The organism is Pseudomonas sp. ZY71, from assembly GCF_036542145.1.
GTDB lineage: Bacteria > Pseudomonadota > Gammaproteobacteria > Pseudomonadales > Pseudomonadaceae > Aquipseudomonas > Aquipseudomonas koreensis_A.
Map to the genome: position 1 here is coordinate 5,092,021 of NZ_CP144274.1, position 15,644 is coordinate 5,107,664.

The window sequence follows — 15,644 nt, forward strand, 5'->3', positions numbered from 1 at the left end:
TGCAGGTGCATGGCTTGCCCGTTTTGTTTGGGTGCGGGGTTTTAAGGGTGAGTTAAGTTGCGCTGGTTAACCTGAGGCCACTTAAACGAATCAACCAAGGAATGAACCCATGAAAACTTTGACTGCCCTGTTTACCGCCGCTGCCCTGACTCTTACCGCTGGCCTGGCCCAGGCGGATGTTCGCGTTGACCAGATTCCTGAACTGGTTAAGTCGGGCAAGATCAAGTCGCTGGAGTCAATGAACGCCGAAGCGCTGAAACTGCATCCGGGTGCGACTATTACTGACACTGACCTGGATAACCACTTCAATGGTTATGAGTATGAAGTTGAGCTGCGTTTGGCCGATGGCACTGAATGGGATGTCGACTTCGACGCCACCACCGGCAAAGTGCTGAGCAACAAGCAAGACCACTGATACCGCGCACAAGCGAAAGCCGCACGATTGAAAGATCGTGCGGCTTTTTTGTGTCTGGTGTTTGGCTTTGTTGATGTGTTGTCAGTGAGATTTTCTCCCCCTCACCCCAGCCCTCTCCCCCAAGGGGGCGAGGGGGAAAGGGAGCCGATCGGGGGGTTATTCAAGACCTGAGTTCGACTCGATATTTCAGGTCGGCGTACCTCAAATAATCACCACGGTCAGTCCCCTCTCCCTCCGGGAGAGGGCTAGGGTGAGGGGAAAGGGGGCAGACCGCGGGCTATTCAAGGCCTGAGTTCGACTCGCAATCTTGCAGCCGACAAGTAAACAACAAAGGCCTGAGTGCGCCTCGATATTTCAGGTCGGCGTACCTCAAATAGTCACCACGGTCAGTTCCCTCTCCCTTGGGAGAGGGCTAGGGTGAGGGGAAAGGGCATCACGCCGAGGTGCTGACCAGCGAGCCGGAAGTGCTCGAGTCGGAATCCTGCAACGCCTGCAACAGCGAGGCGGTGGCGGTGGACAGGGAGGCCGAGGTGGCTGTGATCTGCGCTTGTGCGGCGGCTACTTCGGCGGCTTTGGCATTAGAACTTTCCTGCTTCGCCTGCGCCGCTTGCAACGCCTGCTGTTCTTCCTGCAATTGCTTCTGCAACTCGGCAATCTGCTTGCGCAGTTCCTTCACCGAATCCGATTCTTCGCTGCTGCTGGAGCTGCTGTCACCCACCGGAGCGGCCCCACCACCGGCAGCGACTTTACCGGTATCGGCAGTCGCACCCGTGCTGGCGGTTGCTGAGGTAGACGTGTCGTCACCAACGTCACTGATCGACGTTTTGCTGGTCGGTGCGCTGACGGTCTGATTGATCGAAACAGAAGTGATGCTGACCATGGAAAGGCTCCAATGCCGGTTATAGATAACCGGTCATCGACCACGGCCGCAGGTAATTGAGATCGACTGTGTACCGACTCGGTATCCGAACCGGTACACAGTCGATGGCGTCAGGCGCTCAGGCGCGCGGTGACTTCGTTCAGTTGCCCGGACAGACCATGCAGGTTCTGGCTGGCGCTTTCGGTGCGCTGGACGTTGTCGAGGTTGGTGCTGGCGATCGAAGTGATCTCGGTGAGGTTGCGCGAGATGTCCTCGGCCACCGAGGTCTGCTCTTCGGCAGCAGTAGCGATCTGACGGTTCATGTCGCGGATCGCTTCCACGGCGTGGGTGATGCGCTCCAGCATCGCGCCAGCCTGGGTCACTTGCTCGACACTTTCATCGCTGCGCGTCTGGCCGCTGTCGATGGCTTGTGCGGCGTCCACCGCACCGGTCTGCACGCTCTGAATGATCTGGTTGATCTCGATGATCGACTCAGCCGTACGCTGCGCGAGGTTACGCACTTCATCGGCGACCACCGCAAAACCACGCCCGGCCTCGCCGGCCCGCGCCGCTTCGATCGCAGCATTGAGCGCCAGCAGGTTGGTCTGTTCGGCGATGCCACGAATCACTTCCAGCACTTTGCCAATGCGGCCGCTGTCGGCTTCCAGACGACGAATCACCGTGGCGGTGTTGGCGATTTCACCGCGCATCTGGGTGATCGAGTGAATGGTGCTCTGCATGACCTTCTCACCCTGCTGGGCAGACTGGTCGGCATCGTCCGCAGCACGCGCGGCATCGGCAGCGTGACGCGCCACTTCTTGGGCGGTGGCGGACATTTCGTTCATCGCCGTGGCCACTTGATCGGTGCGGTTGAACTGCTCGTTGGTGCCGCCGGCCATGGTCGTGGCGATCGCATTCAACTCACCGCTGGCGCTGTCCAGATCACTGGCGCTGCGCTGCAAACGGGTGAAGGTGTCGGCGAGGAAATCGCGCAGGGTATTGGCCGCAGCGGCGAGGTTGCCCAGTTCATCCTGACGGTCGCTGACCACACGTTCGGCCAGTTTGCCGCGGCTCAATTGGGTGACGTAATCGATGAGTTTGCGGATCGGCTCGACCAGGTTGCGGTTGACCAGCCACAGGCTCAACAAGCCGATCAGCAGACCCGATGCGAGCATCACCAGCAGCCCCAGCCACACGGTGCGATCGGCCTCGGCACTGATCAGCGCCGACTGTGCACTACCCTGCTTGCGCAACTCAGCGACCAGTTCGCTCATCTGATCACTGGCGGCACGGTCAACGCCTTTGACCGCCGCGTCACCCGCCGTCGGATCACCACCGGCAGCCACGTAGGCATCGCGTCCCCTCTGATAAGCGCTACCCAGTTGACGGTGTTCGTCGCGCAGGCGTTCGATGCGCGATTTCAGACTGGGCTCAATGCCTTTCTGCCCGGCCAGTTCACCAAGGATGTTCTGTACATCGCGCTGCCGGTCTTCGAACTGGCCCCAGTACTTGGCCAGATCCGCCGGTTGTTTGCCGCGCAGCAGGACGTTTTTCCACTCCTGCACCTGCACCTTGAATTGCAGATTGGCTTCGTCGATCAGTTGCGAGGTGTGCAGGGGACCGGCGATCAATTGGCTGTAGCTTTGCACGCCGTTGGAGAGGAAATGAAAACACGCCAGCGCAATCAACAGCACCGCCAGCAGGCTGCCGCTCAGCAGGGCGAGAATTTGCGCTCTCAGGGATTTTTGCAGCATCGAAAGATACTCAGGACAAGAATGAGGCACGCCCGGTAAGGCGTGAAATTGTGCCGGACATCCATGTCGGCGAGCCTTGGCTCATGGCCAATGGCGCGCAACCTAACGCACCTGTGATCGGCGCGCCAGAGCGCTTCTTGAAGAAAATCCGACCGCCGGTAAGTCGCTGATTTGACGTCACTTTGCTGTCATATAAATGTCATGTGACATTGCGATGATGCGGCTCAGTGAACCTGCCATTTGCGCGACCGACGCACCCTCCTCGCAGCGAGCCTTCATGAACCACAGCCTCGATATCAGCCATCGCGATCCTGATCTGTTTGGCCTGCTCTATGGCTTTCGTTTCCTGCCCGGCGAACGGGGTCGCGAAGTCGACTCGGCGACAGCGTTGCGCTGTTTGCAGGACGACAACGACACGGGCGAATTCCTCTGGCTGCACCTCAATCTGGCGCATGCGGCGTGCGAACGCTGGATGAAAAGTCATCTGCAATTGCCCGAAGAGTTTTTCGAGGCGCTGCACGAAGGCTCGCGTTCGACGCGCATCGAGCATGTCGACTCGGCATTGCTGGCGGTGGTCAACGATGTGGTGTTCAACCTCAGCAGCATGGTTTCTTCGGATGTGTCGACGCTGTGGGTTTGTGTGCGCAGCAAACTGATCGTCAGCGCGCGCCTGCAACCGTTGCACTCGGTGGACAAATTGCGCTCATCGGTGAAGGCCGGCGAACGCTTTCGTTCGCCCTCGGAATTGCTCGTGCACCTGCTACGCGATCAGGGCGAAGTGCTGACGCAGATCGTGCGCAAAACCAGCCTGAGCGTCGATCAGGTCGAGGACGAATTGCTTTCCTCGCGGTTGTCGACCAACCGCGCTGAACTCGGTGCCAACCGCCGCGTGCTGGTGCGCCTGCAACGGCTGCTGGCGCTGGAACCGGGTTCGTTGCTGCGTCTGCTCAACCGGCCGCCGCCGTGGTTGCAGAAGGAGGACGTCAAGGAACTACGCAAATCCACCGAGGAGTTTGCGCTGATCATCAACGACCTCACTGCCCTCGGCGAGCGGATCAAACTGCTCCAGGAAGAGATCGCCGCCAACCTCAACGAGCAGAGCAACCGCACGCTGTTTACTCTGACGGTGGTGACTGTGCTCGCGTTGCCGATCAACATCATTGCCGGTTTTTTCGGGATGAATGTGGGTGGCGTGCCGTTGTCGCAGGATCCGGAGGGGTTCTGGATATTGGTCGCACTGGTGGCGACGTTTACCGTGATTGCCGGGCGTTGGGCGTTTCGTAAAAGAGGCGATTACTGACCGCGGAATGCACTACCACCGCAGATCCTCTGTGGGAGCGAGCCTGCTCGCGAAGACTGAGTGTCAGACGCCATCATGTTGAATGACACACCGTTTTCGCGAGCAGGCTCGCTCCCACAGGGGATCTTCGTCGTTGTTTAGATCAATGGTCGGACTAATAAAGCAAACACTGACATGGCGCAGTCTCTCTGTAACATTCTGCAACGATCATGGGCGACATTCCTTCCCTCGCTCAGGATTGTCCGCTCATGGCTACTCCCTCCCTGACCGCCAGCCCCGCCTCCGCCGCCAGCGGCAGGCCTGCCCTCGACAAGAAAACCGGCCCATTCACCTACGTGATCTTTTTCGCCGTGCTGGCGATGGGAATGCTGTTCACCGCCTACAGCCTGATGCACGACATGCACGAACTCGGCACGGTGGTCACCACGTGGACGCCGTTTCTGCTGCTCGGTGTGGCGCTGTTGATTGCGCTGGGCTTTGAGTTCGTCAACGGTTTCCACGACACCGCCAACGCCGTGGCGACGGTGATCTACACCCACTCGCTGCCACCCAATGTCGCGGTGGTCTGGTCGGGGTTCTTCAACTTTCTCGGCGTGCTGCTTTCGAGCGGTGCGGTGGCGTTCGGCATTATCGCGTTGCTGCCGGTGGAGTTGATTCTGCAGGTCGGTTCGTCCGCTGGTTTCTCGATGATCTTTGCTCTGCTGATCGCGGCGATCCTGTGGAACCTCGGCACCTGGTGGCTGGGTTTGCCGGCGTCGTCTTCGCACACGCTGATCGGTTCGATCATCGGTGTCGGTGTGGCCAATGCCTTGATGCACGGCCGCGACGGCACCAGCGGTGTCGACTGGGCACAGGCAACCAAGATCGGTTACGCCTTGCTGCTGTCGCCACTGGTGGGTTTCGGTTGTGCGGCACTATTGCTGCTGGCGCTGCGCGCCTTCGTAAAAAATCGTTCGCTGTACAAGGCACCGGAGGGAAATACCCCACCGCCGTGGTGGATTCGCGGTTTGCTGATTCTGACCTGCACCGGCGTGTCCTTCGCTCACGGCTCCAACGACGGGCAGAAAGGCATGGGCCTGATCATGTTGATTCTGGTCGGCACGCTGCCGATGGCCTACGCACTCAACCGTACGATGCCAGAAGAACAATCGCTGCAGTTCGCCGCCGTGGCGCAAGTCACCCAGCAAGCGCTGGTGAAAAGTGCGCCGCTGCCGACGCCGGCCGATCCGCGTGCGGTGCTCTCCGATTACGTGCGCAGCAAGGACGCCACGCCACAACTGATCCCCGCCCTCGCCGCCCTCACCGGGCACATTGGTGAGGAAGTCAAAGGTTACGGTTCGCTGGCGAAAGTCCCGGCTGAAGCCATGGGCAACGTGCGCAATGACATGTACCTGGCCAGCGAAAGCATTCGCCTGATGGACAAAAACAAGGTCGGCAATTTCGACGCCGACACCAGCGGCAAACTGCAACTGTTCAAGCAACAGATCGACAACGCCACGCGGTTTATTCCGCTGTGGGTGAAGATCGCCGTGGCCATCGCGCTGGGGTTGGGCACCATGGTCGGCTGGAAGCGGATTGTGGTGACGGTCGGCGAGAAGATCGGCAAGACCCACCTGACCTATGCGCAGGGCGCCTCGGCGGAAACCGTGGCCATGCTGACGATTGGTGCGGCGGACATGTTTGGTTTACCGGTGTCGACCACGCATGTGTTGTCCTCGGGTGTGGCCGGGACCATGGTCGCCAACGGTGGCGGGTTGCAGATGAAGACCATCCGCAATCTGTTGATGGCGTGGGTGCTGACCCTGCCGGCGGCGATCCTGCTGTCAGGCAGCCTGTACTGGCTTTTCACCCAGATCTTCTGACGGACGAAGATCCCCTGTAGGAGTGAGCCTGCTCGCGATAGCGGTGTATCAGTCAACATTGATTAAACTGACCCACCGCTATCGCGAGCAGGCTCACTCCTACAGTTTTGACCGGTGTTCAGGTTTAGAGCGCGGAGCGGATCAGATCGCCCAGCCAGTCCATAAACACCCGCACCCGTAACGGCAAATGCCGCTGTCGCGCATACAACAATGAAATGCCCATCGCCGGCGCGGTGAATTGCGGTAGCACCGTCACCAGTTCGCCGTTGTCCAGATGCGGCTGCATGCCGGTACGCGGCACCTGAGTCAGACCGAAGCCGCCGAGGCACGCCGACTCGTAAGCGTCAGTGCTGTTGACCGTAATGCTGCCAGCCATCGGCAAGCGTTTCACCTGGCCGCCCTCCTCGTACACAAACCCTTCCGAACGCGAACCGAGCACGCCAACGTAATGCACCAGCCGATGCTGCGCCAGATCTTCCAGTGTCTGCGGCACGCCGTAGCGCGCGAGGTACGCGGGACTGGCGCAATTGACCATGGGGAAGTCACCGAGGTGCCGCGCGACCACCGATTGATCCGGTTGCGCGCCAATCCTCACCACGCAATCAAAGCCTTCGCTGAGCAGATCCACGCGGCGATCGGTGCTGCTGATTTCCAGCTCCAGATTCGGGTGCCGATCCATGAATTGCGGCAGGCGCGGCATGATCAGACGCCGCGCGAGAATGTTCGGCAGATCGACCCGAATGCGCCCGGTCAGCGAAGCCTCGTCCTGGCGGAACAAGCCTTCGATCTCGTCCATGTGCGAGAGCAGATCCTTGCTGCGTTCGTACAGCACCAGTCCGTCCTGCGTCGCCTGCACCTTGCGCGTGGTGCGTTGCAGCAGGCGCGTGCCGAGTAACGCTTCGAGCGCTTGCACATGCTCGGAAACGGTCGATCGCGGGAGACCGAGATTTTCCCCGGCGAGGGTAAAACTCGACAGTTCGCTGACCCGCACGAAGGTGCGCAGCAGTTCCAGTTTGTTCATTAGTCACCTGTCGATTGTTCGGCTGAGCCGATCAGTGATTCCGGTTTCACTCTGTTTATCACCTCACGGCGGATAAATAAACTGAGTCCCATCACCACTCACTGCAATCGAGGAAGCCTCCATGAATCGCAAAATCGCATTGATCACTGGCGCCAGCCGTGGCCTGGGCAAGAACGCCGCCCTGCACCTCGCCGCTCAGGGCATCGACATCATCGGCACTTACCACAGCCGTGCTGAAGAGGCGCAGGCGCTGGTTGCCGAAGTGCAAGCACTTGGCGGCAAAGCCGTGATGCTGCAACTCGATGTTGGCCGCAGCGAAAGCTTTGCCGATTTCGCTAAACACGTTGAGCAGTCGTTGCAGCAGACTTTCGACCGTCAGCGTTTTGATTTCCTGATCAACAATGCCGGGATCGGTGTTCATGCACTGTTCGCCGAAACCACGCCGGAGCAGTTCGATTTGCTGATGAATATCCAGCTGAAAGGGCCGTTCTTTCTGACTCAGCAGTTGCTGCCACTGATTAACGACGGCGGACGCATCATCAATATTTCCAGCGGCCTGACCCGTTTCAGCCTGCCGGGTTACGGCGCTTACGCGGCGATGAAAGGCGCGATGGAAGTGCTGACCCGTTATCAGGCCAAGGAGTTGGGTGCGCGGCAGATTGGCGTGAACATTCTCGCGCCGGGGGCGATTGAAACCGACTTCGGAGGTGGCGCCGTACGCGATAACTCGGCGCTGAATGCGATGGTCGCCAGCAACACCGCGCTGGGCCGTGCCGGGCAGCCGGACGATATTGGCGGAGCGTTGGCGCTGCTGCTGTCGCCGGGCGGACAGTGGATCAATGGCCAACGGGTGGAGGCATCAGGCGGCATGTTCCTCTAACTAACGCTGAAATACTTTCCCTTGTAGGAGCTGCCGAAGGCTGCGATCTTTTGATCTTGCGCTTAAAAATCAAGAGCAAAAGATCGCAGCCTTCGGCAGCTCCTACATGAGGTGGTGTTAGCCTTGGCAAGCGTTGCGCGTCATGAACCGCTCGCGCAAAACGTCATAGCCCCAGTGATACACGTAGGTGTACGGCAGGAAAAACAGCAGCACGCCGATGTCGAGCAAAAACGCCTGCCACAGGCTGACCGACAGCCACCAGGCAATCAGCGGCACACCCATCACGATCAAGCCCCCTTCGAACAGCAGCGCATGCACTACCCGCACCCAGGCGTTGTGCGCCACATTCATGCGTTCCAGCAGGCGATCGAAGAAGCGGTTGAACACCACGTTCCAACCCAGTGCCAGCAAGGCGATCAACACGGTCACCGCGCCCATTTCAAGCATCGGTTTTTGCATGATCCACGCCAGCAACGGCGTGCAGATCAGAATGGCCAGCAGTTCGAAACCGATGGCCTGAAAAATACGTTCAGTGATGGATTTGTGGGCAGTCATGGCCTGACTCCTTGAGTGAAGATGGTTGCCATGATCTATGCTCGCATCGATACTTCATAACCAGTAACCATCGATCAAGGCGATAGTTGATGATTTCGCAGGAAGTGCTGTTGGCGTTTGTCCAGGCCGCCACCCAAGGTTCGTTTTCGGCGGCGGCGCGCAAGCTCGGGCGCAGCCAATCGACCATCAGCGCGGCGGTGGCCAGCCTCGAGATCGATCTGGACCTGGTACTGTTTGATCGCAGCAGCCGCAAACCGACCCTGACACCGGCCGGGCATGTGATGCTGCAACGCGCCGAGGCGATTCTGGCGGCCAGCAGTCGCCTGGAAATGACCGCGCGGCAATTGTCGCAAGGCGTTGAGCCGAAACTCACGGTGGCGATTTCCGATACCTATCAGTCGGACCGTTTTGAAGCCGCGTTGGTCGGGTTTGAGCAGCGTTATCCGGATCTGGAGCTGGAATGTTTGATTGCCGAATGTGATGACCTGATCGAATTGGTGCAGCGTGGTCGTGCGCATCTGGCCTTCGCGGAGATGCAAGAAAACTATCCGCCGGATCTGGCGACGTCGACGGTGGCCGAACGCACGGAAATCGCATTGTTCGTCAATCGCGACCACGCGTTGGCCAAGCTTGATCATGTTGATCAGCACATCCTGGAACAGCATCGCGAATTGCGCCTGGCGACCATCGTCAATCCGTATGACAGTCGCGGCAAAGGTCGGGTGTGGTCGGCACCGAGTTATCTGATGCTGCTGGAAATGGCCGAGAAAGGTTTTGGCTGGGCGCCGCTGCCGCGTTGGCTGGCGCAGCGCTTTGGCAATGATTTGTTGGTGGAGTTGAAGGTGCGTGGGTGGCCTAAGCCGGTGTTTGTTGATGCGTTGTGGTCGCGGCTGTATCCGCCGGGGCCGGCGGGGAGTTGGTTGTTGAGCAAGATGCTGGAATAGCGGCGCTGCGGATTGCTGGCAAGCCTGAAGTCAAAAGCCCCTCACCCCAGCCCTCTCCCGGAGGGAGAGGGGGCCGACCGCGTTGTCTTGCGTCAGACATCGACCTGAAAGACCGAGTCGATTATGGATTCACTGGATATGAGCTCAAAAGCCCCTCACCCCAGCCCTCTCCCGGAGGGAGAGGGAGCCGACCGAGGTGTCTTGCGTCAGACATCGACCTGAGAGACCGAGTCGATTGTGAATTCATTGGATATGAGCTCAAAAGCCCCTCACCCCAGCCCTCTCCCGGAGGGAGAGGGAGCCGACCGCGGTGTCTTGCGTCCGACATCGACCTGAAAGACCGAGTCGATTATGGATTCACTGCGACTTTAAACCTCGAGCAGATTGGGTCGATTCTGGATTCAAAACCGATCGTTCAAGTCGGTGAAATTCTCCAATATCCCCCAATCGGTCCCCTCTCCCTTTGGGAGAGGGCTAGGGTGAGGGCAATTCCAGCGCCGAAAGTCGCCCTTCAATAAACCGCCGCTCCGGCTCTTGTCGGGTCAACTCCAAGGCTCGCAAATACGCCGAACGCGCCTCCTCCGCCCTTCCCAACTGCCGACAAAACTCCGCCCGCGCCGAATGCGCCAAGTGATAATCCTGCAACTCACCCCGGGCCAAAATCCCTTCAATCAGATTCAATCCGTTCAGCACCCCATCGCGCTTGGCCACCGCCACCGCCCGGTTCAACTCGATCACCGGCGAAGGCACCGCGCACAGCAGCACGTCATACAAACCAACGATCTGCTCCCAATCGGTTTCTGCCGCCGACGGCGCCTCAGCATGAACCGCCGCAATCGCCGCCTGCAAACAATATGGCCCAAAGCGCCGCGTGGTCAGCGCACGCTCGACCAGCGCACAACCTTCAGCGATCAATTCGCCATCCCACAATGAGCGGTCCTGATCATCCAGCAGCACCAATTCACCGTCCGGCGAAGTGCGCGCCGAACGTCGCGATTCGTGCAGCAGCATCATCGCCAACAACCCCAAAACCTCCGGTTCCGGCAGCAACTCCATCAACAGCCGTCCCAGCCTGATCGCCTCGCGAGTCAGATCTTCACGGGTCAACTCAGCCCCGACCGACGCCGAATACCCCTCGTTGAACACCAGATAAATCACCCGCAACACACTGTCGAGGCGTTCGGGCAATTCGCTCAGGCTCGGTACTTGATAAGGGATTTTCGCATCACGAATCTTGGCTTTCGCCCGCACGATGCGCTGGGCAATCGCCGCCGGCGCGGAGAGAAAGGCGCGGGCGATTTCCTCGGTGGTCAGGTCGCAGACTTCGCGCAAGGTCAGCGGCACTTGCGCATCCGCCGCCAGCGCCGGGTGACAACAGGTGAAGATCAGCCGCAGACGATCGTCTTCCACGTCTTCGCCACTCCAGTCGGCCTGTTCGAGTTCTTCCAGCTGCGCCAACAGCAAGGGCTGTGAAGCTTTGAAGCGTGCACGTCGACGCAACACGTCAATCGCCTTGAACCGCCCGGTCGACACCAGCCAGGTACGCGGATTATCCGGCACGCCGTCGCGCTGCCAGCGCTCGACCGCGACGAAGAACGCCTCGTGCAAGGCTTCTTCGGCGAGGTCGAAATCACCCAGCAGGCGAATCAGCGTCGCCAGAATCCGCCGCGAGTCTTGGCGATAGACCTGCTCGACCCGCGCCCGAACCTCAGACATTCAACTGCCGCACCGGCCGCACTTCAACGCTGCCAACCCGCGCCGCCGGAATGTTGCCGGCGACCTGAAGCGCTTCGTTAAGATCCTTGGCGTCGATCAGATAGAAACCGGCCAATTGCTCCTTGGTCTCGGCAAACGGGCCGTCGGTGATCGACAGTTTGCCGTTGCGCATACGCACCGTGGTGGCGGTCTGCACCGACTCCAGCGCTTCGGCGGCAACCATCCGTCCGCTGCCCTGAATCGACTCGGCGTAGGCCCAGCACTCGGCGTCTTCCGGGCTGTCGGGCGACGAATGCAGCAGGCGCTCATCGCTGTAGACCAGGCATAAATACTTCATGGCGTTCTCCTGAATCGGACGGATCAACTATGGCTGAAGATCAGGGAGTCACATCGAACAGCGTCGCGCCGCTCATCGGATCGAACGGCGCCGACCAGTGTTCGTGGACGATTTTCCATGTCCCGCCAACCTGCCGATAGCAAGCGGTGACGCGCATCCAGCAGCTCTGGGTTTCGCCCTTGTCATTGGTGCCGCCGCAGTTGGCCACCCAGTGGGCGAAGGCGATGTTGTCGGCGCTTTCGATGGCGATTTCCTGGAATTCGAAGACGTGCGGGCCGGGGCACATTTCCATGCACGCGACCCAGTGCGCGCGGTAGGCGGGTTTGCCCTTGAATTGCAGGGCCTTGATCGCGTCGAAAGAGACGATGTCGTCGGCGTACAACGCCATGACTTTCTCCACGTCCTTGGTCATGACGGCTTCGCGGTAGGTGTCGATCAGGGTCTGGATTTCAGATTGTGCGCTCATGCTGTTCTCCGTGGTTTTTGTTGTGAAGACACCTTTAGTCGTTCGGCAAACAGGCAAATCGACAGTCGAAACAAAAAATTTCCACTGAGGCCAAAATCGCTAGAATCCGAGGCTTATCTTTGTAGGAAAAAGGAAATTCCCGTGTCAGCCCAACTCGTGCCGTACGACAGCCTGAACGCCTTGCAGCGTCAGCAAGTCGAGGCGATTGAAATCCATGCCGAGCAGATCAAGTTCTCCGGCGATATCCACGGTGCCTTGCACACCCTGCTGTCGAAACCCGGCCCCGGCGTGAAAGGTTTCGCGCTGTTGGCGGATGAGGTACCGGTGGCGTTTCTGCTGCTCAAGCGCCCGCCGGTGTTGCCAGCCTGGGCCAATGAGCACAGTGCAACATTGCATGCGTTGCAGGTTGATCACCGGGCGCAGGGCAAAGGTTTCGGCAAGGCGTGTCTGCAAGCGCTCCCCGAAGTCGCGCGTCAGGCCTGGCCGGAGATCAAAGGGCTGGAATTGTCGGTGGACGCGGATAACGACGCAGCCATCGCGCTGTATGCCAAACACGGCTATGTCGACAGCGGCGAAGCGTACAAGGGCCGGATCGGTTACGAACGGCGCATGGGGCTGTTTTTCTAAGTGAGTGGGAGAGCAAGGATGATCGATTCAATCGAAGCGCTGGAAGCGATTTACGGACTGCCCCACGAGCGCGCGGTGCGCAAGCAGATCGGTTTTCTCAACGAGGATTATCAGGCGATGGTGCGGGTTTCGCCGCTGGTGATTGTCAGCTCGGTGGGCGCCGATGGCCTCGACAATTCACCGCGAGGCGACAAGGCCGGGTTTGTGCGGATCATTGATGAGCGCACCTTGGCCCTGCCGGATCGCCCGGGCAACAACCGCATCGATACCTTGCGCAATGTGCTGCAGGATTCGCGGGTGTCGCTGCTGTTCATCATTCCGGGGATTGGTGAAACGTTGCGGGTTAATGGCACGGCGACGATCAGCGCGGAGCCGCAGTTGCTGGAAAGCTTTGCGGTGAATGGCAAACCGGCGAAAACGGTGTTGCTGGTGACGGTAGAAGCGGCGTTCTTTCATTGCTCGAAAGCCTTCGTCCGTTCGGATGCGTGGAACCCGGAAACGCATCTGCCACGCTCGGCCCTGCCCTCTGCTGGCGCGTTCCACAAGCGCCTGAACGATGGCGAGTTCGATGCCGAAACCTACGACCGTGAAGCCCCGAAACGAGTAAGCGACACCCTCTACTGATACAACACGGCCCCTTGTAGGAGTGAGCCTGCTCGCGATAGCGGTGTACCAGTTAAATCAATGTTGTCTGACACTCCGCTATCGCGAGCAGGCTCACTCCTACAGGTTTTGATAGGGGTTGGGTCAGAGGGTCAGGATCATCTCGTGCCACGCCATGCCGCCGTGATCCGACTCCGACGGCTTGATGTAGGCAAAACCAAACCCGGCATACAACGGAATGTGATTTTCCTTGCACATCAAATGAATCGTCGCTTTATCCATCCCGCGCATACGTTCAATGAACTCGCCCATCAAACGCTTGGCCAAACCCTGCCCCTGATAATCCGGATGCACCACCACTGACATGATCACCACGTTCGGCCCCTTCGGGTCGTGGCCGATCAACTCCTTGAACGCTTCATCCGACATCTGCACATCAAACGCCGCGCCGGAGTTGACGAAGCCTGCGACCTCACCGTCCACCTCGGCAACGATAAAACCTTCCGGCCAAGTGGCGATGCGCGTGGCTATTTTTTCGCGGGTGGCCGCTTCGTCACCTTCATAGGCGACGGTTTCGATGGCGTAGCAGCGGTCCAGATCGGTGGCGGTGACGTTGCGGATAACGGTGTTCATGGCGGCTCGGAAATCAGCAGAAGAAAGTGCCGAAAGCATAAAGGAATAAGGCCTGTATATCGATGCGCACGGGCGGCGTAAAGCCTGCGTATAAGCGCTTTTCTTCGTGCAGGCGGCGGGCTATTTCTGAGGTGTGTCTCTGACTACCCTTGGGGGAAACCGCTTTATGAGCAGCGTTGAAATCGGCCTGTTGATGGTGTTGGGCATCAGTACATTCGGCTTTATCACCTTGGGCATCGACCTGTTGCGGGCGCGACGGTTGGGCAAAGGCAAGCGGGGTTGAAAACCATGAGGCGGATCATTGATCCGCCTCATGCTTGTCGGCTCAGGCCTTGGTATCGACCGGTACGCAGATTTCCAGTTTGCCGGTGTTCTGCTTCGGATTGAAATCGGCGCTGTAACGCTCCAGTTCCGGGGCATTGAGTTCCACGTAGTGGGAGGTCGGCAGCCAGGTCTTGTAGATGTATTGCAGGGTCTGCGGCAATTGTTCGAGCGGTCCTTTGTGCTCGAACACTGCGTACTGGCGAGGCAGCACTTCGACCCATTGGTAGACCTGCTGGTCGAGGTCATCGAGCTTGCTGATTTCCACCCCGGCGATGTAATCAAAGCCGCCCTTGCCGTCGAAATTGCTGCAGACGCCGTAAGTCACTTCGTTCTTTTGCCCCGGAATCTTTCCCAGGTGCGGCAAGAACTTTTCCCACAGCGCGGGGATGTCTTTTGCTGTGTCTTGGGTAAATCGACCGCGAAAGCCTGCAATAAGCAGGAAGTGTCCATGTTCGAAGCGAGGTTCAGCCACTTCGACGCGTATTTGCTCATCCATGACTCGACTCCTGGAACAAAAAAGGGGTTCGGCTGGGAGTATAGAAAGCCAAACCCAATTCGCACGCTTACAGCGAATGCAACTGCTCGACGGCACCTGATCCGACAAATTCGTTGTAGCCGGATACGATCACGTACACCGCGAAATAGCAGAAGATCGCTGCAGATGCCATGTAGGAATAGCGCAGCAGCTTGTCGCCCAACAGCTTGCCACCGTGGCTTGCGGCGAAGCATAAACCCGCCGACCACAGCAGCCCGGCGCAGAGGAAACCGCCAAGGAACAGCGCCGAACTCAAAGGGCCACCGCCACCGGAACGGGCGATCAAGGTGCCGCCGACCGCGGCAAACCAGAGAATCGCGCTTGGCGATGACATAGCGAGAAAAATCCCCCGGAAGAATTCCTTGCGATGGGAGTTCTGCCCCACTTCTGCCGTCTCGGCCAGCAGCGCTTCGTGATGGATCGCCGAGTAGATCATCTTCGCCGCAAAGTAGATCAGCAACGCCGAACCCCCGATCCACAACACCCAGCGCACTGTTTCGTATTGCAGCAAAACGGTCATCCCGGCCAGCGCCAGCACCGCGTAAATCAGGTCGCCGACGCAGGTGCCAAGGCCCAGCGCAAAGCCCTGAAAGTAACCGCGCTGCATCGCCAGCGTGATCATCGCGATGTTGGCTACGCCGATATCCAGGCACAGCGAAAGGCTCAGCAAGAAGCCGCTGGTGAATTCCATCTACCGATTTCCTTGGGACAAAATTGTTTACAAACGGGCTGGACAGTATGCCATCACTGACCTTATCTTCCGCCACAGGTCACCGCAGTGACCAGCGTCGCTCGGACGGTTCCGGGCGCTTA

At 59.1% G+C, this 15,644-nt stretch carries 17 protein-coding genes; 7 read left to right on the top strand and 10 right to left on the bottom strand.

Going from position 1 to position 15,644, the window contains the following annotated elements; all coding sequences use genetic code 11:
• Window positions 1–109 precede the first annotated feature (109 nt).
• Window positions 110–415 carry a PepSY domain-containing protein gene (locus VY732_RS22600; protein WP_212621250.1) on the top strand — a complete coding sequence of 102 codons (306 nt, stop codon included), beginning with the start codon at window positions 110–112 and terminating at the stop codon, window positions 413–415.
• Window positions 416–848: 433 nt separating this feature from the next.
• On the opposite strand, the gene VY732_RS22605 is transcribed toward VY732_RS22600, so the two are convergent.
• Both VY732_RS22605 and VY732_RS22610 read right to left on the bottom strand, forming a co-directional pair.
• A complete protein-coding gene (locus tag VY732_RS22605) occupies window positions 849–1,295 on the bottom strand; it encodes a hypothetical protein (RefSeq protein ID WP_331691815.1) in 447 nt (148 codons plus the stop codon).
• A 110-nt stretch (window positions 1,296–1,405) separates the two neighbouring features.
• A complete protein-coding gene (locus VY732_RS22610) occupies window positions 1,406–3,028 on the bottom strand; it encodes a methyl-accepting chemotaxis protein (RefSeq protein ID WP_331691816.1) in 1,623 nt (540 codons plus the stop codon).
• Between the two features lie 277 nt (window positions 3,029–3,305).
• Between VY732_RS22610 and VY732_RS22615 the strand changes: the two genes are divergently transcribed.
• Together VY732_RS22615 and VY732_RS22620 are read left to right on the top strand one after the other, a co-directional pair.
• A complete protein-coding gene (locus VY732_RS22615) occupies window positions 3,306–4,328 on the top strand; it encodes a transporter (protein ID WP_077574218.1) in 1,023 nt (340 codons plus the stop codon).
• Window positions 4,329–4,576: 248 nt separating this feature from the next.
• Window positions 4,577–6,190 carry an inorganic phosphate transporter gene (locus tag VY732_RS22620; protein ID WP_077574219.1) on the top strand — a complete coding sequence of 538 codons (1,614 nt, stop codon included), beginning with the start codon at window positions 4,577–4,579 and terminating at the stop codon, window positions 6,188–6,190.
• A gap of 124 nt (window positions 6,191–6,314) precedes the next feature.
• On the opposite strand, the gene VY732_RS22625 is transcribed toward VY732_RS22620, so the two are convergent.
• Window positions 6,315–7,211 carry a LysR family transcriptional regulator gene (locus tag VY732_RS22625; protein ID WP_331691817.1) on the bottom strand — a complete coding sequence of 299 codons (897 nt, stop codon included), beginning with the start codon at window positions 7,209–7,211 and terminating at the stop codon, window positions 6,315–6,317.
• 121 nt (window positions 7,212–7,332) lie between these two features.
• On the opposite strand from VY732_RS22625, the gene VY732_RS22630 reads away from it, so the two are divergent.
• The gene (locus tag VY732_RS22630) at window positions 7,333–8,091 is read left to right on the top strand and encodes an SDR family NAD(P)-dependent oxidoreductase (protein ID WP_331691818.1); all 759 of its coding nucleotides are present in this window, start codon (window positions 7,333–7,335) and stop codon (window positions 8,089–8,091) included.
• A gap of 117 nt (window positions 8,092–8,208) precedes the next feature.
• Here the strand turns inward: VY732_RS22630 and VY732_RS22635 are convergent, their stop codons facing one another.
• On the bottom strand, window positions 8,209–8,646 hold the full coding sequence (locus VY732_RS22635; protein ID WP_331691819.1) for a multidrug/biocide efflux PACE transporter: 438 nt from the start codon (window positions 8,644–8,646) through the stop codon (window positions 8,209–8,211).
• Window positions 8,647–8,735: 89 nt separating this feature from the next.
• Here VY732_RS22635 and VY732_RS22640 point away from each other — a divergent pair, with 89 nt between their 5' ends.
• Window positions 8,736–9,590, top strand: coding sequence for a LysR family transcriptional regulator (locus tag VY732_RS22640; RefSeq protein WP_331691820.1), 855 nt, complete (start codon window positions 8,736–8,738; stop codon window positions 9,588–9,590).
• 474 nt (window positions 9,591–10,064) lie between these two features.
• Here VY732_RS22640 and VY732_RS22645 read toward each other — a convergent pair whose 3' ends face one another.
• The 3 genes from VY732_RS22645 to VY732_RS22655 are packed head-to-tail and all read right to left on the bottom strand — an operon-like array spanning window position 10,065 to window position 12,109.
• Window positions 10,065–11,306 carry an RNA polymerase sigma factor gene (locus VY732_RS22645; RefSeq protein ID WP_331691821.1) on the bottom strand — a complete coding sequence of 414 codons (1,242 nt, stop codon included), beginning with the start codon at window positions 11,304–11,306 and terminating at the stop codon, window positions 10,065–10,067.
• Window positions 11,299–11,643, bottom strand: coding sequence for a YciI family protein (locus VY732_RS22650; RefSeq protein ID WP_077574226.1), 345 nt, complete (start codon window positions 11,641–11,643; stop codon window positions 11,299–11,301). Before VY732_RS22650 ends, VY732_RS22645 begins: the two co-directional genes overlap by 8 nt.
• A 40-nt stretch (window positions 11,644–11,683) precedes the next feature.
• Window positions 11,684–12,109, bottom strand: coding sequence for a YybH family protein (locus tag VY732_RS22655; protein ID WP_331691822.1), 426 nt, complete (start codon window positions 12,107–12,109; stop codon window positions 11,684–11,686).
• Between the two features lie 141 nt (window positions 12,110–12,250).
• On the opposite strand from VY732_RS22655, the gene VY732_RS22660 reads away from it, so the two are divergent.
• A complete protein-coding gene (locus VY732_RS22660; protein WP_116029945.1) occupies window positions 12,251–12,736 on the top strand; it encodes a GNAT family N-acetyltransferase in 486 nt (161 codons plus the stop codon).
• An 18-nt stretch (window positions 12,737–12,754) separates the two neighbouring features.
• On the top strand, window positions 12,755–13,360 hold the full coding sequence (locus VY732_RS22665; RefSeq protein WP_331691823.1) for a pyridoxamine 5'-phosphate oxidase family protein: 606 nt from the start codon (window positions 12,755–12,757) through the stop codon (window positions 13,358–13,360).
• Between the two features lie 123 nt (window positions 13,361–13,483).
• Here the strand turns inward: VY732_RS22665 and VY732_RS22670 are convergent, their stop codons facing one another.
• From VY732_RS22670 to VY732_RS22680, 3 genes are all read right to left on the bottom strand, one after another.
• Window positions 13,484–13,972, bottom strand: coding sequence for a GNAT family N-acetyltransferase (locus VY732_RS22670; protein ID WP_331691824.1), 489 nt, complete (start codon window positions 13,970–13,972; stop codon window positions 13,484–13,486).
• A 325-nt stretch (window positions 13,973–14,297) separates the two neighbouring features.
• Window positions 14,298–14,792: a GyrI-like domain-containing protein gene (locus tag VY732_RS22675; protein ID WP_077574231.1), complete on the bottom strand. Its 495-nt coding sequence runs from the start codon at window positions 14,790–14,792 to the stop codon at window positions 14,298–14,300.
• Between the two features lie 67 nt (window positions 14,793–14,859).
• Window positions 14,860–15,522 carry a LysE family translocator gene (locus VY732_RS22680; protein ID WP_150707499.1) on the bottom strand — a complete coding sequence of 221 codons (663 nt, stop codon included), beginning with the start codon at window positions 15,520–15,522 and terminating at the stop codon, window positions 14,860–14,862.
• Window positions 15,523–15,644 lie beyond the last annotated feature (122 nt).